Annotated in this window: 12 protein-coding genes, 1 rRNA gene and 2 pseudogenes (1 of these 15 cut by a window edge); 4 read left to right on the forward strand and 11 right to left on the reverse strand. The window is 37.4% G+C overall.

The window, feature by feature from the left end:
* The 10 genes from IPK35_21850 to IPK35_21895 form a co-directional block, all read right to left on the reverse strand.
* A 16S ribosomal RNA gene (locus IPK35_21850) occupies positions 1-690 on the reverse strand (it extends 825 nt beyond the left edge of the window).
* A gap of 582 nt (positions 691-1272) precedes the next feature.
* Positions 1273-2109 (reverse strand): phytoene/squalene synthase family protein, encoded by an 837-nt coding sequence (locus tag IPK35_21855; protein ID MBK8055840.1) that lies wholly within the window; start codon positions 2107-2109, stop codon positions 1273-1275.
* Between the two features lie 4 nt (positions 2110-2113).
* Positions 2114-3586, reverse strand: coding sequence for a phytoene desaturase (gene crtI / locus IPK35_21860; GenBank protein ID MBK8055841.1), 1473 nt, complete (start codon positions 3584-3586; stop codon positions 2114-2116).
* Positions 3587-3756: 170 nt separating this feature from the next.
* Positions 3757-5625: a molecular chaperone HtpG gene (gene htpG, locus IPK35_21865; GenBank protein MBK8055842.1), complete on the reverse strand. Its 1869-nt coding sequence runs from the start codon at positions 5623-5625 to the stop codon at positions 3757-3759.
* 354 nt (positions 5626-5979) lie between these two features.
* On the reverse strand, positions 5980-6927 hold the full coding sequence (locus IPK35_21870; GenBank protein ID MBK8055843.1) for a D-2-hydroxyacid dehydrogenase: 948 nt from the start codon (positions 6925-6927) through the stop codon (positions 5980-5982).
* A 659-nt stretch (positions 6928-7586) separates the two neighbouring features.
* Positions 7587-8072 (reverse strand): hypothetical protein, encoded by a 486-nt coding sequence (locus IPK35_21875; GenBank protein MBK8055844.1) that lies wholly within the window; start codon positions 8070-8072, stop codon positions 7587-7589.
* Positions 8073-8776: 704 nt separating this feature from the next.
* The gene (locus IPK35_21880) at positions 8777-9373 is read right to left on the reverse strand and encodes a hypothetical protein (protein ID MBK8055845.1); all 597 of its coding nucleotides are present in this window, start codon (positions 9371-9373) and stop codon (positions 8777-8779) included.
* Positions 9374-9840: 467 nt separating this feature from the next.
* Positions 9841-10293 carry a GNAT family N-acetyltransferase gene (locus tag IPK35_21885; GenBank protein ID MBK8055846.1) on the reverse strand — a complete coding sequence of 151 codons (453 nt, stop codon included), beginning with the start codon at positions 10291-10293 and terminating at the stop codon, positions 9841-9843.
* 12 nt (positions 10294-10305) lie between these two features.
* Positions 10306-11235 carry an endonuclease/exonuclease/phosphatase family protein gene (locus tag IPK35_21890; protein MBK8055847.1) on the reverse strand — a complete coding sequence of 310 codons (930 nt, stop codon included), beginning with the start codon at positions 11233-11235 and terminating at the stop codon, positions 10306-10308.
* A 15-nt stretch (positions 11236-11250) separates the two neighbouring features.
* Positions 11251-13077, reverse strand: coding sequence for a lamin tail domain-containing protein (locus IPK35_21895; protein ID MBK8055848.1), 1827 nt, complete (start codon positions 13075-13077; stop codon positions 11251-11253).
* A 172-nt stretch (positions 13078-13249) separates the two neighbouring features.
* Between IPK35_21895 and IPK35_21900 the strand changes: the two genes are divergently transcribed.
* The 4 genes and pseudogenes from IPK35_21900 (at position 13250) to IPK35_21915 (ending at position 18062) form a co-directional block, all read left to right on the forward strand.
* The gene (locus tag IPK35_21900; GenBank protein ID MBK8055849.1) at positions 13250-14248 is read left to right on the forward strand and encodes an aspartate-semialdehyde dehydrogenase; all 999 of its coding nucleotides are present in this window, start codon (positions 13250-13252) and stop codon (positions 14246-14248) included.
* A gap of 135 nt (positions 14249-14383) precedes the next feature.
* Entirely contained in the window at positions 14384-15904 is a 1521-nt protein-coding gene (locus IPK35_21905; protein ID MBK8055850.1) for a hypothetical protein, read from the forward strand.
* Between the two features lie 351 nt (positions 15905-16255).
* Positions 16256-17626, forward strand: a pseudogene (gene radA, locus IPK35_21910) (DNA repair protein RadA).
* A gap of 16 nt (positions 17627-17642) precedes the next feature.
* Entirely contained in the window at positions 17643-18062 is a 420-nt protein-coding gene (locus IPK35_21915) for a DUF393 domain-containing protein (protein ID MBK8055851.1), read from the forward strand.
* A gap of 414 nt (positions 18063-18476) precedes the next feature.
* Here the strand turns inward: IPK35_21915 and carB are convergent.
* Positions 18477-21295, reverse strand: a pseudogene (carB, locus tag IPK35_21920) (carbamoyl-phosphate synthase large subunit).
* Between the last annotated feature and the right edge of the window lie 245 nt (positions 21296-21540).

Below are 21540 nucleotides of genomic sequence, written 5' to 3' on the forward strand. Positions count from 1 at the left end.
ATCTATGCATTTCACCGCTACATGTCACATTCCGCTAACCTCAACCCAATTCAAGAAAATCAGTATCAATGGCAGTTCTATCGTTAAGCGACAGGATTTCACCACTGACTTAATTCTCCGCCTACGCACCCTTTAAACCCAGTGATTCCGGATAACGCTTGCACCTCCGTATTACCGCGGCTGCTGGCACGGAGTTAGCCGGTGCTTATTCCGCAGATACCGTCACTCCACCATAAATGATGGGTCTTCGTCTCTGCTAAAAGCAGTTTACAATCCATAGGACCTTCATCCTGCACGCGGGATGGCTGGTTCAGACTTCCGTCCATTGACCAATATTCCTTACTGCTGCCTCCCGTAGGAGTCGGGTCCGTGTCTCAGTACCCGTGTGGGGGGCCACGCTCTCACGCCCCCTATTGATCGTAGCCTTGGTAGGCCGTTACCCTACCAACTAGCTAATCAAACGCACACCCATCTCTAAGCGCCTCAGCTTTAATAATAAATCTCTATATCTATTATCACATCCGGTATTAATCCCAGTTTCCCAGGGCTATCCCAAACTTAAAGGTAGGTCATGTACGCGTTACTCACCCGTGCGCCGCTCTCAAGCCCCGAAGGACTCTACCGCTCGACTTGCATGTATTAGGCCTCCCGCTAGCGTTCATCCTGAGCCAGGATCAAACTCTCCATAGTATGATCTTTAGCGGCTCTATCTCTTCTTAAAGAAATCGCTACTTTTTTCTAATATTTTCTTAAAGTCCGTCTTAATATCTTCTTTTCAAGGGATTCCAAATCCTCCTTACCTATATTCTCTTATTAAGTACTACTATCCAATCGTGTCAATGAACTTTTTCTTTCTATATCTATCACCTCAATCCCTTCGGATCAGGCATCTTTATATACTTACTCTATCTCCCCAAAATCCACATCCCTATTCTCTCTCTTCATCTCTTTGGGGCCGCAAAGATATTACTTATTTCCTCTATCAGCAAAATATTATCCACTTTATTTTTAAATCTTTTTCGAAATATTCAGCAGACCCCTTCAATTCTCTCTCCTCCCACTCTCATTCATCTATCATCATACCCCTTCCTTAACTCATATAATACTCCTTCTAATACTTTCCCCGCTTTTGGGAGCGCAAAGGTAAGGGGAAAAAAGAAATTTCCAAGAAAAAAAGTAAAAAAATAAAATTTAATTTTTACTGCTTGCTAATTTTGTCTATAAAACAAAATATAATTTTGTATATTAATGAATATTAGAGTAAAATCAAAACTATAACATGCCGAAATGATTTTGAAATGCCGATGTTGTCAGTAAATACAATTTTCTTTTGTCACTGACTCTGATCCGTCGCTCTGTAACTACCGCTGCAGGTAGGCCTTTTATCTTATAAAAAAGATTGATATAATATTTGTATGCACAATACACTCCTAATCTGGATGAATTCGGTAGTTGTTTAATGCCACAGAATGCTTCAGAAAATTCTTTTTGAATATCATCTTCAATAGCTTTTTTATCATTTTCAGTAAAATGTTTAAAATTTATGCCCGGAAAATATACCCTTCCTCTTTCTTGATAGTCTGATTTCATATCACGCAGAAAGTTGATTTTCTGAAAAGCTGAACCTAGAGCACAAGCAAATGGCTTTAATTTCTCGTATTCTTCATTATTGTCACCTAAAAAAACTTTTAGACACATCAATCCCACAACTTCTGCCGACCCAAAAATATATTTTTTGTATTCTGATTCATCAAAGTAGGTGGTTTTATCCAGATCCATCTCCATGCTGTCTAAAAATGCGTGTATCAATTCCGGGTCAATTGAATAAGCATTGACAACTCGCTGAAATGAATGTAATACAGGATTCAAGCTTATTTGGTTATCTATAGCTTTGAAAGTTTCCTTTCGAAATTCGGAAAGTAAACCTGCCTTATCTTTATCATGGAAAGTATCGACTATCTCATCTGCAAACCGCACAAAACCATATATAGCATAAATGGGTTCTCTCAGCTCCTTGGAAAACATTCTGATCCCCAAAGAAAATGACGTGCTGTATCTTTGGGTAATTAATTTGCTGCATTCAAATGATACTTGTGAAAACAAATCCATAGGCTTATGATTTAATTCTTTTTAAAATTTCGCTTGCCACAACCTGACCTGATATAATCGATGGAGGCACTCCGGGACCAGGTGTTGTTAATTGACCAGTATAATAAAAATTTTCGAGCTTTTTATTTTTTAACTTTGGCTTTAGAAATGCTGTTTGACTCAATGTATTTGCCAAGCCATAAGCATTTCCCCTGAAAGCATTATAATCATTTTTGAAGTCTTCAACACAATAGGAACGCTTAAATAATAAGTGCTTTCTGATATCTGTTCCGATGATCAAATTGATTCTGTCACACATTACATTGAAATACTGTTCTCTCAACGTGTCATTATCTTCAATATCCGGTGCAAGCGGCATTAGCAAAAATATATTTTCTTTGTCCGGAGGTGCTACTGAAGGATCTGTGACTGAAGGGGTACACATATAGAAAAGGGGTTCGTCTGGCCATGCGGGTTTTTTATAAATATCATGTGCGTGTTTTTTAAAATCTTTATCAAAAAACAATGTATGATGATGCAATACCGTTATTTTAGTATCCAAACCTAAATAAAATAAAAGCGAACTAGGCGCCATCACCCTATTGTCCCAATACTTTTTAGTGTAATTTTTATCTTTCGCACCTAATAAAATCTGGTCTGTATGGTGATAATCAGCGCCTGAAACAATGTAATCAACCGAAAAAGCCTCCGTATCAGTAATCAGCATTTCAGCTTTATTTCCGCTTGAACCTATAGATGTTATTGCAGCATTTGTCCTAAAGACAACCCCGTATTTTTTACATATTGTAATAAATGCATCTATGACTTCATACATGCCTCCTGATGGATACCAAGTACCCAATTTAAGGTCAGCATAGTTCATAAGGCTGTAAAGAGCCGGAGTGTCTTCTGGTGTTGCCCCAAGAAACAATACCGGAAACTTCAGGATATTGCGCAATTTCTCGTTTTTGAACAATGCATCGATCTGTTTCGAGATAGAAGAAAGCATCTGCAATTTGAAAAGGCTTTGCACAACCCTGATATCAGCAAACTCCATTATAGAATGCCCGGGTTTCCATACAAATTCACTCATACCGACTTTATACTTATATTCGGCATCTTCCAAAAACTTGTCAAGCAGCACGGCGCTACCCGATTCTATGTTTTCGAATACCTGTCTCAATGCTTCATAAGATGCAGGTAATGTTAGTCTGTCGTTCTGTCCAAACACCACTTCATAGGATGGATCCAATCTGATAAGTTTGTAAAAATCAGATGTGGTATGACCAAAATGGTTGTAAAATTGCTCAAATACTTCCGGCATCCAATACCATGAAGGACCCATATCAAATGTAAATCCCGATGCTTCAAATTTCCTTGCTCTTCCTCCAAGTTCAGCGTTTTTTTCAAAAACAGTCACCCTGAGACCTTCTTTGGCCAAACAAGCCGCAGCTGCTAAGCTGGAAAACCCAGACCCTATGATTCCTACACTTTTCAAGCCAAATATTTTTAAGAGAGATGACCAAACACGTGATGTTGAAAAATGTTTTCTATCTATAAAAAAAACCACTTCTGCAAAAGCAGAAGTGGTTTTTTAAATTTTAACTCAAAAGATACTTAATTGATATTCTATCGATAATCAAATAGGTGGTAGCTCATTGTCTGTATCTATTTTATAAATTCCAGGCTTCTACTTATAAATGATGAAAGATGTTCGCCACTGAGCATGTTTTGATTGAGTAAAGCGAGATCATGAAGGTAATTGGCAAAGTCCGCTTTTTTATCATCGCTCTTCATTTTCAATAATTTTTCGGCCACCAGCGGATGATTTGAGTTGATCACCACATTGTGACTATCCGGAAACATATTCATATCCATACCCTGGAGTGCCTGCATTTCTTTCATCCTGCGCATAAACTCAGGTTTGGTAATAGTCACAGGATGGTCTGTTGGCGATAAGGGTTTTAACTCGATATGTCCGCCACCCAGATTTTTTATGGCATTGGTAAATATATCTTTTACCTTATCCTGTTCTGCCTGACTCAACACAGACTCTTTGGTTTCTTCCTTTTGCACCAACTGGTCAGGTGTGTCTGAATCCACTCTTACAAAGGTCACTTCATTGCCTTTGTACTCAATGTGCTGCATGAAATGATTGTCGATTATGGTGTCCATTTCCAGTATATCATATCCGTAATCTTTGGCTGCTTTGATATAACTATGCTGAGCCTTGGTATCGTTTGAATAAAGGTAAATAATCTTGTTGTGTTTATCAGTCTGATTACTTTTGACTTTTTCTTTGTACTCTTCCAGCGTAAAGTATTCATTCTCCAAATTTTTCAAAAGGGCAAATGATATGGCCTTTTCGTTGAATTTTTCATCAGAGATCATACCATACTTAACGAAAGTGCTGGTTTCTTTCCATTTCTCTTCAAATGATTTTCTGTCAGCGTTAAAGAGTGATTGAAGTTTTTCAGCCACTTTCTTTGAAATATATGTATTTATTTTTTTGACATTGGCGTCTGACTGAAGGTATGACCGCGATACATTGAGCGGAATATCAGGTGAATCGATAATGCCATGTAACAGCATAAGAAATTCAGGAACGATTTCTTTCACATCGTCGGTAATAAATACCTGATTGCTGTACAATTGGATTTTATTTTTTTGTACTTCAAAATTATTTGTAAGTTTAGGAAAGTATAAAATCCCTGTCAGATTGAATGGATAATCTATATTCAGATGAATCCAGAATAAAGGCGGCTGGCTGAAAGGATGTAGCTCTCTGTAGAAATTTTTATAATCATCATCCGTCAGATCGGCAGGTTTCTTTTTCCAGATAGGATGTGGATTGTTGACGATATCGTCTACTTCTGATTTAATCTCTTGCTTTGCGTCTCCTTCTCCTTCATAAGTTGTTTCTGTCTTTGTGCCAAACTTGATTTCTACAGGCAGGAACTTACAGTACTTATTGAGCAATTCACGTATTCTGCTATCCTCAAGATATTCCACATTTTCTTCATTGATGTGAAGAATAATTTCTGTGCCTCTTTCTGTTCGGTTATGTGGCTCAATGGTATATTCAGGATTTCCGTCACATTCCCATCTGACAGCCCCGGCATCATCCCGAAAGGACTTAGTGATGACTTCTACCTTATCAGCCACCATAAAAGAAGAATAAAAGCCGAGTCCAAAATGGCCAATAATAGAGGCATCATCCTTGTATTTTTCAAGAAATTCTTCCGCAGAAGAAAAAGCCACCTGATTAAGGTATTTGTTCACCTCATCTTCGGTCATCCCTATACCCTGGTCAAGTATATGGAGTGTTTTGGCTTCTTTATTGACTTGTATTTCGATTTTGGTATCACCCAACTCACCTTTCACTTCTCCTTTTAAGGCCAGTGTTTTGATTTTGGTGGTGGCATCCACTGCATTTGACACCAACTCCCTGAGAAAAATCTCATGATCGGAGTATAGAAATTTTTTAATGATGGGAAAAATATTTTCCGCTTGTACTGATATATTACCTTTTGACATATTTAAATTGATTTTTAATTTTTACGTTACATGTCAAAGTCTGTGCCACTACAGTAAATATGACATTTTGACAGAGTAATACCATTTCAACCTAATGAAAGTTGGCAAAAATTCAGTTTTAGAGGTGTGTATAACTCATTGCACAAATTAGTAAAAGCTCTTCAATACCCTCAATCCCTAAAGGGACGACCCACCCACTCCTTCAAATCAACGCACTGCACTACCATTTAGGCTAGCTTGCCTGTCATGTAGATACAAGCAAATCTCCTCCATATGTCTATTCAAATTAGCACTTGTAAATAAATACATTTATTATTAAGTGCAATTTGTTATGCAAACATTTAAGTGTATATTTCAGAATGGCTTTAGGGCTGCTATCAATCTTTGAGCCAGCTCTTCACCAATTTTATTTTGAGCCTCTTCAGTTGATGCTCCGATATGCGGTGTCAATGATATTCTCGGATGTGAAAGAATATCTCTGCGAGGCGTTGGCTCATTGTCAAAAACGTCCAATCCGGCTGCTGATACGTTTCCGGAATCCAAAGCCTGAAGTAAAGCGTCCTCATCAATGGTACCTCCACGGCTTGCATTGACAATAAACACCCCTTGTTTCATTTTAGTAAATTCTTTTGAGCCCAAAATAGGATCTCCTACAGACGGGATATGGAGTGATATGTAGTCTGAAGTTCCAAGCAAGGTATCCATATCAGTTGTTTTGATATCAGTAAAGAAACCCAAAGTGTCCGGCCCAACTTTAACATTTGCTTCGCTGACGTATGGATCTACCGCTACAATGTTCATACCCAGACCAAGCCCCACTCTTGCCATTTCCTGTCCTATGCGCCCAAAACCAATAATACCCAAAGTCTTGCCTTCCAGCTCTGATCCTTTAGCATATGCTTTTTTGAGATCATTGAATGCTGTGTCACCTGTTGCAGGCATATTTCTGTTGGATTGATATAAAAATCGGGAAAGGCTAAGCATGTGCGCCATGGCCAGCTCGGCAACGGATCTGGATGATGCCGCAGGAGTATTGATTACTGCTATGCCTTTGGATCTGGCATAGTCAACATCTATATTGTCAAGTCCTACCCCACCTCTTCCGATCGCTTTAAGATTAGGGCAGGCATCTATCAATTCCTTGCGGACTTTGGTTGCACTTCTTACACATATTGCGTCATATGCATTGAGTTTTTGGGGCAAATCAGCCTGTTCTATTTTATTTGTATCTACTTCAAAACCAGCTTCATTCAGTAGTTTTTTTCCAATGGGCTCGATACCATCATTTACAAGGATTCTCATGACTTATAGATTTTATTAATAATGAGACAAAGGTAGAATAATTAAAAAAGTTAAAGCATCCCCAGGAGAAGCATTAGATAATTATTAACGTAGGTAAAAATAATAAAAAAATATAATCTATTGAATGTCTGCATAATATAATGGACAAAAATAAATATGTGTAAAATCTGCCGATCTCAGGCAACGAAAAGAGTTGTTTATGAATCTTAAGTATATGAGGCTCAAGGTCTCAGATTGATATTCTTTTCAAAATTCAATTTGAAAAAATTCTTTAGCGAAGTAAAAAAGGCATTCTGAAAGCAGATAGCCTTTTTTATTTTAGGGATAAACAGGTTTATAATATTATATACCATGTCGTTTAGTTAAGGCCATATTTTGAAGTCCTTCCCTTCTAAGGGAAGGATTTAGGATTTGTAAAAACAAGTAAAAATACTTTAACTAAACGACATTGATATTTTATACAACAAAAGTCCATGATCGCTCAGAGGCTTTTATATTGTTTTGATTAGAACTTGATCATTTCACAAAAGCCACATAACTCTTGATTTGTTATGTGGCTTTTTGTTTTTGTTCATTCGTGCTTGTAATTATGGTTCATGGCACAGCAATGGCAACGCACGGACGTAGTTGCAAACTACGCCCAGCAAGGGTGAATGCTTCTAGAATATTTCAATATCTATATAATTTACTTCCATTGATTTTTGATCCAAATAAACTACGCACTTAATTTTTTCTTCATTATTTGATACCAAAAGAACGACCAATTGGTTGTTTTCTTCTAAAATAGAAATTATATCGAAAGAGCATGGATCTTTAAGATGCTCAAAAAAGTACCATTTGGATATTATGATATTGTATTGGTTGTTTAACAAATCTTGCTTTTCTCTATACTCTTTTAATGAAGGAATCTTACTATCGTTTAAATAATATATTTTGGAACAAATTTCATTTTTTAGTCGTTTTTCCTTAAATGGATTGACAATGCAAAACGGAAAATGTATTTTGTCACCTCCCGTAAAAACGATTCCTGTAATAAAGGGAATTGAAAACAAGCAATATGATATAAACGATCTTATAACAAAGATTAAAATTAATATAGCAAAAATACTATTCTTAATGTTTAGATAACTTATTAATTTAGCCATGACAAATAATATGTATAAATTTACTAATTTGTTTTTCTTCCACGATAATAACTATTCATGGGAATAGCTTTGGTCAAACTTCCTGGGTAAAACCACATTGCCTCTGCTGGCGCAAGTTTGCAACTTGTGCCTTTAACACAAATTATTTACATAAGATACATCCAAAAAAAATTTAACTACCTTTACTACAACTGCAAAAGTAAACAAAATAGATTCTAACCTTACATTTAAATTTGTACCTTGATCTTCTATTTTTATTTTAATCTCGTTTTGAACTTAAACAACTTTGCAAAGGTAGAAGGGCACGAGTTACCAACTCGCGCCAGAAGGGCTCGTATGGCTATTGATGGATACATACCAATCTGGAACTCGACAGTAAAATGATACAACGTATTCAGGAAGTGACTAAAATGGACTCTAAAGCAAAGGAGCATGTCTTCGCCATGCTCGACGCTTTTATCAGGCAGACTAAAATGGAAGGTATACTACAGTAATACAAAAGCCACACAACTTTATCTGTTGTATGGCTTCTGTTTTTGCACATTCCTGCTTATATTCATGGCAAAGCCATGGCTTCACTCAGACGTAGGTGCAATCTACGCCGAGCGGGGGAAAAAAATATCCTCCTAAAACTCATCGAGACTTTTGTCTCCAAAAAACGTTTCAAAGATTATCTTCAGAAAAATATAGCTGCGCTGTAAAATTTAATGTTCATGCGATATCATTTTTGGAATTTCTCCAATAGCTTTACTTTTGCAAGAATCTTTCAAGCCTAATGAGTTAAATACTTTGTTTAATTCATTTACACTTCCCGAATCTATCCCTTCAAATAAAAATTTCAAATGCTTTTTGAAAATATTACATTCAATCTCATTATACAACTCTGTAATTAACTCCTTGTTCTTTTTTATATATCTTTGCAAGTTGCTTTGTACATGGCTGGGTCCGTCAGCGTCATACTTAATTGTAGCACTTAATTTTATTAGCTTTATTAAGTTCTCACTTTTGTAACATTCATTTAAACATTTAAAATATAGTTGAATGTCGTCATAAGCTTGTTCTTGTCTCGTTCCATTTGGGTAACCAAACAACTTTTCAAATGAAAATGAGTCTACAGGTATTGACTTGTTTATTATATCACATTCTTTACAAGGGTCAACACCTGAAGAATTTGAACTAATATTCGTTGGCTTTGATATTTCATTTTCAGAAGTCACACTAATAGTCTGCTTTTTCTGTTCTGCACACGATTGAAAGTTTAGTGCAATTATAATCAAAATCAATCTTTTAAATGCTATCACCTGATTTTACTTTTTAATATTTGTATTTATTATAAGAATAATATTACTCTGCTGGCGCAAGTTTGCAACTTGTGCCTTTAACACAAATTATTAACCTAAGATACATCCAAAAAAAATTTAACTACCTTTACTACAACTGCAAAAGTAAACAAAATATATTCCAACCTTATAAAGAATTTTGTCTCTTGAAATCCTAATTTTACTTGTAATCTCGTTTTGAACTTAATCAACAATGTAAAGATAGTAGTGCACGAGTTACTAACTCGCACCAGCAGGGGCATGCCGGAAAGGCAGGGACGATTGGAAAATATCGCCATTCTTTAAATACTTCAAAACCACACACCTTTTAATTTGTTATGTGCCTGTTGCCATTTGCGAATTACAAATTCTTAAAGTATTGGATCGAAGTTACAAACTTCGACCATCTGGTATTGGATCGAAGTTACAAACTTCGACCATCTGGTTTATCAGACTTCCATCACCATAATAATATGCGGAATACCATCCTCCAGATATGGTTGGTTCATATCCTGAAATCCCAGATTTTCGTAAAATCTTTTTAAGTAGGTTTGAGCTCCGATTTTAATAGGTTTGCCCGGATATAGCTTTTTTATCGTTTCTATAGAATAGTTCATAAGGTTTTTACCTTCTCCTGTACCCCTTACAGAAGCACCATTGGCCACTCTGCCGATAGAAATATAGCCTTCATATGAAACACCTTCAGGCAATAACCGTGTACAACATACCACAGCATTCTTTTCGTTTTTGCCCATGACATGATATCCATACAGATCCTTATCGTCAGCGTCAAGATAAGGGCAGTTCTGTTCTACTACAAATACTTCCTGCCTGAGTTTCATAATTTTATAGAGCTCAACCAGAGAGAGGTCATCGAATTTTTTACAACTATACCGGATCATGGTGAAAGGAATTTATTGAAGTCTGGTTATTTTACTTTTTTTGATCTGGAATGAAGCAATGCAGCCGATATGGTTTCGTTCGGTATCACTCAATTCATCAAAGTGAAAACACTCCATGTCTGCCGAGTAAAAGATATGATCGTATGGCATTTTAAATTCAGAAGGATTGACATTTCTCCTGCTGTTGAGCAATCCTGTCTTGTTTCTAAATGTCAAAATATCTCCGGACCAGTACACCTGATTAAATTCTCCGAGCACGATGATTTTTTGAGGTTTGTGGCTCAATTCTTTTTCTAAAACCTCAAACTGTGCTTTTGCTTTCTGTCGGGATGCATTGTCCAATGCCGGAATCATATATGTCGAGATCAGCCTGTATTTTTTGTTATTCTTTTCTATTTCTACATCCAGATTCGGAACGTCGTCATACAATATGTTTTCATTTTTGATCATAGGGTATTTTGATACTATCATTTTGCCGTACAAATCCATCCTTACGTTTTGAAAACTGTATCTAAAAGCAGTATCAAGGATTTCAGGCATCACTTCTGCCCAATCCGGGGTATACTCCTGAAATGAAATAGCATCAACGTGTTTACCTATCAAAGATGTTTGAATTTGTTTAGGGTCAGTAATACTAAGATTGACATGCGCTACTATAAATTTATCACCGTCATTGATTTCCGGATTTTTAAGTTCAGTATTGGAAGCACTCTTTAAGAACAATGCCAGGGTAGCTGCGCAGCCAAAACTGGTATATAAAAGCAAGTTGCTATTAATGATCAAACCAATAATCCCAGAGACAAGTAATATAAAAAGTATATGAACCAAATGGTCCTGCATGGTTTCCGCTATGGTAAATGAAGGTAAAAATACAGAAATAGAAGTCATCACTATAAAAAAACCTGCTACTACTACACTTCCTATACCACCTAATTTTTTCATACTCCCTTAGTAATTTTAAAAATTGTCTGCAGCTACTACTACAGATTTAAACATTTTTACATCCCCATCCGGATGAAAAAGCTTAGACTGGATGATATACATTCCTAATCTGGCAATTTTACCTTCACCTTCTACACCATCCCATTTTATAGAACCTTCGGAACCAAGCAAAAAGTTATTGGCCAGATCAGCAACAGGAAATCCTTCAGCGTCAAATATCCTGATGGTCGCGAGATAGCCGGGTTTATCAGTTTTATAATCCAGCAATATAAAATCATCTACGCCATCGCCATTGGGAGTAAATACTTTTTTATCGGGCAAAATACCTATACTTTCAATAGATGTGTTGTTCTTGTCCAAATAATTTGAGTTTTTATAACCCGGAGTGGCAAATTTTGAAAGTGTGGACGCAGAGTGCCAATTATTGGGGTCGTTGGTGGGGGCTGAATTGCTGATCCGTTCGAGGCTGACTCCTTTGGTTGCATCTATGAGTAAAAAATGCATTTTCTGATTGTAGTCAAAAGAATCAAGAGTGATAAGTGTACCTGAAGGAAGTTGAGCTATAATGCTGATATTTCCAGACTCGATATTCAAAGATGGTATGGCTGCACTAATCAGAGATGCTGAATCAGGTGGAGTATAGGAGGACCTTAAAAACGGAATATTTGCACTGACTGCTACGTATTTTGAAGGTAATAGTACAAAATCTGTCTTTAAAGTCCGACTTTCACTTTTTTGGGCATTGCGCAGAATAATGCTATCCAGTTTTAAAAATTTTGTGGATTTATTGAAAATCTCTACAAAATCTTCTCCACCGGTATATGGGTCAGCAAGCAACTCAGTAATGACAATATCACCTGGTCCGGGTTTTACAGCATAAAAAAAAGTGGATGTCAATACCTTTGTATTATTGCTTCTGTCTTTTACTCCCTGTACATTCAATGTATAAAAAATGCCGCTTACTATCTTTTTTGAGTCAAATCTTAAAGTAACCTGATTGGGTATCGATCTGACAAAAATGATTTGATCCGGATTGTTCAGACCATTACTTGCACTATAGTTGGTGCGTTGAACTGCACTCACTTCATCCAATGGTTCAGAGAAAGTTAGTATTACACTGTTGTCATTAATCACGTCCACTTTACTTAATTCGGGTGCTGTGATATCTTTTTCGATGGTTTTTATCTGGATGTCATCATAAAAAAACTTGTCTGCCCTTGAAGCTGTATATTTGCAGAATACTCCAAAAAACATAGAATCCGGCAAAGCAAAGGCAGGATCAAAAATTTCAAGGTCTTCTTCAAAGATGTTAGCCCCTTCATAGTTTGAATCCATCATCCATCGGCCATTTCTGTATATTTTTATCCTGATTCTGGCATCAGCCGGATCTCCGCTCACAGCGCCCATTCTTCCTGCACCCAACAGACTACTATTGCCGTTGACCAATTTCCACAACTGGATGGCATCGTTATTACCATTTTCACCTATTCTGAGAAAGTACCCGTTGGCTGCTGTTTCGGTAGTTTTATCTATGAAAAGATATATTTTACCAAAATTGTCATTTGATGGTGCAAACTGCAATTTGAAATACAAATCAATCTGGATGCTATCCGGCGGAATCTTATATTTGGTAAAGATAGTTGATTCGCCAGCAGTCACAGCATTTAATTGCAACTGGCCTTCAGCGTTTATTTTGAATTGAGATACGTTTCCTTCCCACTTTACAGAGCCGGGAAATGGTGTTTCAAAATCGAGTTTCAGTTGACTAAAAAGCCCATTATTCAAAAATAATATTACAAAAACAAAAAAATATCTCACATTTAAAAATCCTTTTGTATTCATGGATAGTGTATCTTTGCAATTCTTTTTGAAAAGGGACATATTATATAATACAATGCGAATGCTCATAGTCTTACCAGATGTCATTGCGTTATGAAGTCAACTAAAAAAAGCAAAAATAAGAATAAAGAATATTATTAACGTAATTAATGGGAAATAAGAATTATTTGAAATTATGAAAGTAGCAGTAGTAGGGGTTACAGGCCTTGTTGGCAGAGTGATGAATGAAGTTCTGGAAGAATTTGATTTAAAAATAAACGAATACATCCCGGTTGCATCGGCAAGATCAGTAGGGAAAAAAGTAAAGTACAAAAACAAAGAGTATACTGTAGTGAGTATGGAAGAAGCCGTAAATATGGTACCGGATATTGCCATTTTTTCGGCAGGAGGCAGTACTTCATTGGAGTGGGCACCAAAATTTGCAGAAAAAGGTACAGTTGTGATTGACAATTCAAGTGCATGGAGGATGGATCCATCCAAAAAATTAGTTGTCCCCGAAATCAATGCATCATCTCTGACAAAAGAAGATAAAATCATTGCAAATCCTAACTGTTCGACGATACAGATGGTAGTAGCATTGGCGCCATTGCATAAAAAGTATGGTATCAAGAGGTTGGTAATTTCAACATATCAATCATTTACCGGTACTGGTGCTAAAGCTGTGGCTCAGTATGAATCAGAAAAGGCCGGTAACGCACCTGAAAAATCAGAAATGGCCTACCATTATCAGATTTTTGAGAATGCCATACCGCAGTGCGATGTTTTCCTCGATAATAAATATACCAAAGAAGAAATGAAGCTGGTGCATGAAACCAAAAAGATACTTGGTGATGACAAGATGAGGATAACAGCAACTGCTGTTCGTATACCGGTTAATGGTGGCCATTCTGAGTCCGTAAATGTAGAGCTTAAACATTCGTTTGAACTTGCCGAAGTAGTGGAATTATTAAAAAATTCTGATGGCGTAACCGTACTGGACGATATAGATAGCTTTCAATATCCGATGCCCTTGTTTGCAAAAGACAAAAATGACGTGTTTGTAGGAAGAATCCGTCGTGATGAGTCAGTTGACAACGGATTGAATCTTTGGATTGTGGCAGACAATCTGCGAAAAGGTGCAGCTACAAATGCTGTTCAGATTGCAGAATATCTGGTAGACCATAAATTAGTTTAACCTAAAAATCGATTTTGATTGTTTTACAAAGGTTCAAAATACTGTAGTACATCAAATTAGAATTTTAGGCAATGTATTAGATGAATTTATTTACACGTAGTTTTTTAGATTATTAAATTTACCAATTTTAGTTGTATGAGACGTAAAGTAGTACTTTGGGGTTCAAATGAAAAAGATGAAAAAATCCTTGTTGCATTAGAACTCCTCGAAAAAGAGAATGTAGTTGACATTTACACATTTCCGGAATCAGTAGCCACAGAAGCATTTTACAAAGCAATGTCAGAAAAATGGAAGGATGATGTTGAAATTGAATTTCCTTCAGGCTTTACAAAAGTTGAAAGGAAGTTGTCGGTTTCGGATAGCATCTTACCGGATGAAATAAGAGTGGACAGACCCGACCTCATCACCAGAGCTCAAACAGAATGGCACTTTGTAGTATTATCATCCAAGCTGTACGGCATGTATAAGTCTGAGATTGAAGAGCTGAAAGAAAAAATCGATAACCTGACAGAATACGACAACGTATTGTGGGATGATTTGAGAAGCTTTTGGAATAAAGTCCAGGGTCAGGTATCAGAAAAGAACCTTTTCAGAGAGCATGGTGCCTCACTGAGAGAAAAGGCCAATCATCTCTTTGATAAACTTAAAGAGTATAAAAAATCTGTAGAGGACGAATTTGAAACACAATCAAAAAAACATTTTGATACTTTCAGAGACGAACTTACCAATATTGAAGACAAGATAGAGAAGGGTCTGGGGATCAACCCGCTATTTGAGGATCTGAAAAAGATACAGCTCAAAATAAAGGATATAAGATTTACCAAAGATGACAGAAATGAACTTTGGAAAAAAATTGATGATGCTTTCAAAAAACTCAAAGAAAAAAGAGGGTCTCATTCTGAACAAAATAGCAGTAATAATCTGGCAAGATTGAAGGCTCGATACGAAGGTCTTCTTGGTGCTATTAAAAAAATGCAGAATTCTATAGATTTTGATCAAAGGGATCTCGATTTTCAAGTTAAGAAAGTTGCTGATAGTGATGGTCAGTTGGAATCTCAGCTCAGACAAGCTAAAATCCGGATGATCGAAGAGCGCCTAAAGTCCAAAAATGAAAAAATGGATGATATGCTAAAAACAAAAGCAGAAGTGGAATCCAAACTTGAAAAAGAGAAAAAAAGGTCTGAAAAAGCTGAAAAAATGGAGGAAGCAAAGCAGGTTGTCAAACAAAAAATAGCAGACAATATTTCAGAAAACTCCAAAGAGTTTGAAAAAATCTCTGAAAAGCTTGAGAAAGCAGCGTCAGAAATGCCTAAACAGTCAAAGAAAGAATCCAACTTCATGGACAAAATATCTGAGTCCATGGAGCAATTGGTCGAGGATGTGGTGGATACAGCAAAAGCTATTGCGGAGGTCGCCGGTGAAAAACTTGAAACATTGATGGACGAAGCTGAAAAAGTCGCTGAAAAAGTAGAAGACAAAGTAGAAGATGCCATGGACAAAGCAGAGGATGTCATGGAAGACATAACTGATAAGGTCGAAGAAAAAATCAAAGAGATCAAAGGAGATTCAAAGGAAGATAGTGTTGATGAATTAGATAATGACAAGGATGAGGACAAGGATGCCAATGAGGATAAGAAAGACGAGCCTGCAGCTTAATACTTTGCTAGAGTAAAGAAATGAAAAAGGTATATATCACTGTGGTATATGCCTTTTTTGTTTTTTGGAAAAAAAATAGCGGAGCCAGACATAACATCTTAACTCCGCATAACCCCAAAAAACCAATTGAAAACAATTTACTTTTATGTTCCACTTTTGGAACTTTATTTCAAATTTTTTATTTTCTATTTTAAGACGATTTGATTTTGACATGTCACATATTTTTATCAAAAAAATGCAACTCTTTTACAAATACGTAAATATTTTAAAAACTCTGTTTTTGTGATTTGAAAACACTTACCTTACAGTTTACAAAGGAATAGGAATTATTAATTGAAAAATTAGAATAATTTGAAAGTAAAAACGACATTTTTCTGCACCAATTGTGGCGCTGAATCTCCAAAATGGATCGGAAAATGTCCATCATGTGGGTAATGGAATACCTACACAGAAGAGGTGGTAGAAAAAAAACCTACAACACAAGAAAAAGAAAAAATCTGGAAATCTGCCAAAAGTGAAAAAATCATTCCCAAAAAACTGGACGAAGTCGGTACCCTAAACACAAGCAGGATCAATACCCGGGATAATGAACTCAACAGAGTGCTTGGCGGTGGATTAGTACACGGTTCCATCATTCTGGTAGGCGGCCAACCGGGTATAGGAAAATCTACCTTATTGCTCCAGATGGCACTACAAATTAATATCAGAGTCCTTTATGTATCCGGAGAAGAGAGTGAAGAACAGATCAAAATGCGCGCTGACAGGATAGGCCATCAAAACAAAGAGTGTTTTGTGTATACTGACATCAATGTCCACAACATTCTGAAGGAAGCTGTAAAACTGGAACCAAATGTCATCATCATAGATTCTATACAAACCCTTGTCAGCCCATATATCGACAGTGCTCCCGGCAGCATTTCACAGGTGAAAGAGTGTACAGGCGATCTGCAGAGATTTGCCAAGGAAACTAATATCCCGATATTTATCATAGGCCACATCAATAAGGAAGGCGGAATCGCAGGACCAAAGTTGCTGGAACACATAGTGGACGTAGTGCTGCAGTTTGAAGGAGATCAACACTACGCCTACAGAATACTCAGAACGCTGAAAAACAGGTTTGGAAGCACCGATGAAATAGGGATTTATGCTATGGACGTACATGGGCTCAAAGAAATCTCCAATCCGTCAGAACTGCTGATATCTCCTGATGATGATCAGCTATCAGGATCTGCTATTGCGGCATCTGTAGAGGGGCTCCGGCCTTTACTTATAGAAACCCAGGCACTTGTAAGCCCGTCGATATATGGCACACCTCAAAGGTCAGCCACGGGCTTTGATCTCAGAAGATTATCCATGTTGTTGGCCGTGCTCGAAAAAAGGTGTGGGTTGCCTTTTGGTCAAAATGACGTCTTCCTCAATATTGCCGGTGGCATCAAGGTTACAGATCCATCCATTGATCTTGCGGTCGTAGCGGCCCTTATATCATCGTTACATGACATACACATCAGCAAAAAAGTCTGTTTTGCAGGAGAAGTAGGCCTCTCGGGCGAAATCAGGCCAGTCAGCAGGGTCGAACAAAGGATACAGGAGGCAGCAAGGCTAGGGTTTGAACTGATTTTCATTTCAGGATATAAATCCGAAATCCTTTCGCAGAAAAAATTTAATATCGAAGTAAAAATGTTATCCAGAATAGACGATCTGTTAAGAGATGTCTTTGCCTGATAAACCATGATACTATATGCAAAAGGAGCACATCACCGAGCTGTCATATGAACACCCTATCATATTTTTTGATGGAGTATGTCATCTCTGTGACGGAACTGTCCAAAAGCTGCTCAAATGGGATAAAAAAGAAATTTTCAGATTTGCTTCCATACAATCTGTAACAGAAAAACAACTCTTTGAACCCAGTATGGATAGTGTCATATTATTTTATAATGGACAAATATTTCAAAAAAGCAGCGCAGTCATACAAATTCTCATACTTCTGGGTGGAAAATACCGTTTTTTTGCTCAGTTTTTAAAACTATTTCCTGTGAGTATTATGGATTATGGATATAGTATTATAGCTATGCATCGATACCGTTGGTTTGGAAAATATGATATATGCGTGATACCGGATAAGGGTCATAAAGCAAGATTTATATTTCTCAATTGATTGACCAATCTAACACCCCAATTTACAATAATGATTAACTCACTTTGCTTGTGAACTAAACGGATTAGCCAAGATTATAGGGGATATTTTATCTTTTGATTTTCGGTTTGTGTACTACAGATTTTAGAGTTATCTATACCGACGAGAATTTATTTTTCAAATAATTCTATCGCCATTATACTCAAAATGAATACAATAGTAGATGAATTTTTTGCAAAACAATTTATTTTGAGTATAAATGGTATTCAACAATATGAACCAATAGCAAATATGTTAAGCACTACCCGATTGGACAGAAACTGCATTACACGATAAGGTGGAATCCTCCGGATATAGGAGAGCAAAATGACGCAATATTGTAAGCTTTGGAAATCAAGATTGACGCCTGACTGAATGACAAGCACAACCACTCTTCTACCTGCTCAAAAACATAGACCTGTTTCTGTCCAGCTCTCTGAAGAACGGGTCATAAATATCTTTGATGTAGTATATCATTTCACCAGTGGATTTCATCTCCGGTCCCAGGTTTTTATCCACACCAGGAAACTTATTGAAAGAGAATACTGGCACTTTTATGGCATAACCTGTAAGCTGTTTATCGATGACAAAATCACTTATTTTCTTTGTGCCCAACATGACATGAGTTGCCATTTTCAAGAAGGGTACCTGATATGCTTTAGCGATGAATGGTGTTGTACGCGAAGCTCTTGGATTGGCTTCGATCACATATACTTTATCTTTCCTTATGGCAAATTGGATATTGATAAGGCCTTTGATATTTAAGGCAAAGGCCAGTCTTTTGGCGTATTCTACCATTTGGAATACCACATCAGGACTCAATGAATAAGTGGGCAACACCGCTGAGCTGTCACCTGAGTGAATACCCGCAGGTTCGATATGTTCCATGATACCCATGATATGCACATCTTCCCCATCACATATGGCGTCAATCTCAGCTTCTTTGGCCCTTTCGAGAAACTGATCTATCAATACTTTATTGTCAGGCATGTGCTTGAAGATACTCAATACGTGGTGTTCGAGTTCCTGATCGTTGATGACTATACGCATTCTTTGACCACCAAGTACGTACGAAGGTCTCACCAATACGGGATAAGAGACCCGTTTGGCCACTTCGATGGCTTCGTCCACGTCGTGAGCTACACCATACTCAGGATAAGGAATTTCCAGTTCTTTGAGCATATCAGAAAACCGACCACGATCTTCGGCTATATCCATGTTGTTGAAGTCGGTGCCGATGATGTTGTATCCTTTTTTGATGCAATTTTTCAGCCAATTTGAGTGCTGTCTGTCCTCCCAATTGTACGATCACACCTTCGGGTTGTTCGAGTTCCAGAATTTCTTCAAGATGCTCCCAAAAAACCGGTTCAAAATATAGTTTGTCGGCAATATCAAAATCTGTGGACACCGTCTCAGGATTACAATTGACCATGATGGCTTCATAACCAGCTTCTTTAATAGCAAGTAGCCCGTGCACACAGCAGTAATCAAACTCTATTCCCTGACCTATCCTGTTGGGCCCTGATCCAAGCACAACAATTTTTTTTCTTCTCTGAAGGTATACTTTCGTTTTCGGTATCAAATGTAGAGTAGAAGTAAGGTGTCTTGGCTTCAAATTCAGCGGCACAGGTATCCACCATTTTGTACACGCGTCTTATACCTAGTTTTTTTCGATGTTTGGTGACCTCCTCTTCTTTAATTCTGAGTACCCAGGCAATCTGTGCGTCGGAATACCCTACTTGTTTCAACTCTCTTAGGAAATCGGTTGGAATATCTTCAGCAACGGTATATTTCATCAACTTTTCCTCGTACTTAACAAGTCTTTTGATTTGTTTGATGTACCAGGGGTCTATTTTGGTAAGTTTATGTACTGTTTTTTCCGGAACACCGAGTCTAAGGGCGTCTTTTACCCTGAAGATCCGGTCATCACTTACTTTTTCTAATCTTGCCAGAATATCTTCCGTCTGGATCCATTCTTTCATATCGGCACCCAATCCAGCCCGATTGTTTTCCTGGCTTTGACAGGCTTTCTGCATGGCTTCGAGGAAGTTTCTGCCTATAGCCATCACCTCACCTACCGACTTCATTTGCAGACCGAGAGTAGTATCTGCGCCATAAAATTTCTCAAAATTCCATCTCGGCATTTTCACTATGACATAGTCAAGCGCAGGTTCAAAATATGCAGAAGTGGTCTTGGTAATCTGATTTTTGAGTTCATCGAGTGTATATCCGATAGCAAGCTTTGCAGCAATTTTTGCGATAGGATATCCTGTAGCCTTGCTGGCAAGTGCTGATGATCTGGATACTCTGGGGTTGATTTCTACAGCAATCAATTCTTCATTTTCCGGATTAAGGGCAAACTGTACATTGCAGCCACCAGCAAAATTACCCATTGATCTCATCATCAGGATGGCATCGTCTCTCATTTGTTGAAAAGCAGTATCAGAGAGCGTCATTGCTGGTGCCACTGTAATGCTATCTCCTGTATGGATTCCCATGGGGTCCAGGTTTTCCACTGTACAGATGATGACTACATTATCATTATTATCTCTGAGGAGCTCCAATTCATATTCTTTCCACCCCAACACAGCTTTTTCTACCAATACTTCATGTGTCGGAGATGCTTCCAGACCTCTTCTTAGTGCCTCGTCAAATTCATCTTCTTTCATCACAAATCCTCCGCCTGTACCTCCAAGAGTGTATGATGGCCTTATCACTAACGGGAATCCGATCTGTTGGGCCGCTTCTTTTCCTTCCAGAAATGAGTTAGCAATGGCAGAATCTGCCACCTTCATACCTATACTTATTACGTGTTGTTTGAAAGCTTCCCGATTTTCAGCAAGTTCTATGGCTTCCACATCTACACCTATCATTTTTACTCCAAAACGGTCCCAAACGCCCATATTTTGGGCTTCTATTGCAAGGTTGAGTGCTGTCTGACCGCCCATGGTAGGAAGTACAGCATCAATTTTGTGCAGTTCGAGTATTTTGATGATACTTTCTACAGTCAGAGGCCACATGTAGACATTGTCCGCTGTGACATTGTCAGTCATAATGGTGGCAGGATTGGAATTGATGAGTGTGACTTCTATCCCTTCCTCTCTCAGAGACCTGGAGGCTTGTGTTCCGGAATAGTCAAATTCACATGCTTGTCCGATGATGATGGGTCCGCTTCCTATGATAAGGACGGATTTGATGGAGGTGTCTTTAGGCATTTCCGATTTCTTTTATAATCGGGGCACAAAGGTATTTTAAAAATCATTTTTTTAATAATAAACCAATAAAATAAAAATCAAGTAATCTTGAAAACTTTAATATATTGCTTTTCCTTCCCGTTCTTTGCCATTTTGTAGCATGAATAAGTATGTAAAGTCTATTTTATAGTACATTTTAAGACGTTTTGCAATTGATTTATTTAGATTTTATTACATTTACCAATCGATACACTAAAATTATAAAT

Source organism: Saprospiraceae bacterium (assembly GCA_016713025.1).
Classification (GTDB): Bacteria; Bacteroidota; Bacteroidia; order Chitinophagales; family Saprospiraceae; genus OLB9.

Coding starts and splice junctions, on each gene's coding strand:
- IPK35_21855 (MBK8055840.1), bottom strand. CDS start 2,109: ATGGATTTGTTTTCACAAGTATCATTTGAATGCAGCAAATTAATTACC.
- htpG (MBK8055842.1), bottom strand. CDS start 5,625: ATGTCAAAAGGTAATATATCAGTACAAGCGGAAAATATTTTTCCCATC.
- IPK35_21870 (MBK8055843.1), bottom strand. CDS start 6,927: ATGAGAATCCTTGTAAATGATGGTATCGAGCCCATTGGAAAAAAACTA.
- IPK35_21875 (MBK8055844.1), bottom strand. CDS start 8,072: ATGGCTAAATTAATAAGTTATCTAAACATTAAGAATAGTATTTTTGCT.
- IPK35_21885 (MBK8055846.1), bottom strand. CDS start 10,293: ATGATCCGGTATAGTTGTAAAAAATTCGATGACCTCTCTCTGGTTGAG.
- IPK35_21890 (MBK8055847.1), bottom strand. CDS start 11,235: ATGAAAAAATTAGGTGGTATAGGAAGTGTAGTAGTAGCAGGTTTTTTT.
- IPK35_21895 (MBK8055848.1), bottom strand. CDS start 13,077: ATGAATACAAAAGGATTTTTAAATGTGAGATATTTTTTTGTTTTTGTA.
- IPK35_21900 (MBK8055849.1), top strand. CDS start 13,250: ATGAAAGTAGCAGTAGTAGGGGTTACAGGCCTTGTTGGCAGAGTGATG.
- IPK35_21905 (MBK8055850.1), top strand. CDS start 14,384: ATGAGACGTAAAGTAGTACTTTGGGGTTCAAATGAAAAAGATGAAAAA.
- IPK35_21915 (MBK8055851.1), top strand. CDS start 17,643: ATGCAAAAGGAGCACATCACCGAGCTGTCATATGAACACCCTATCATA.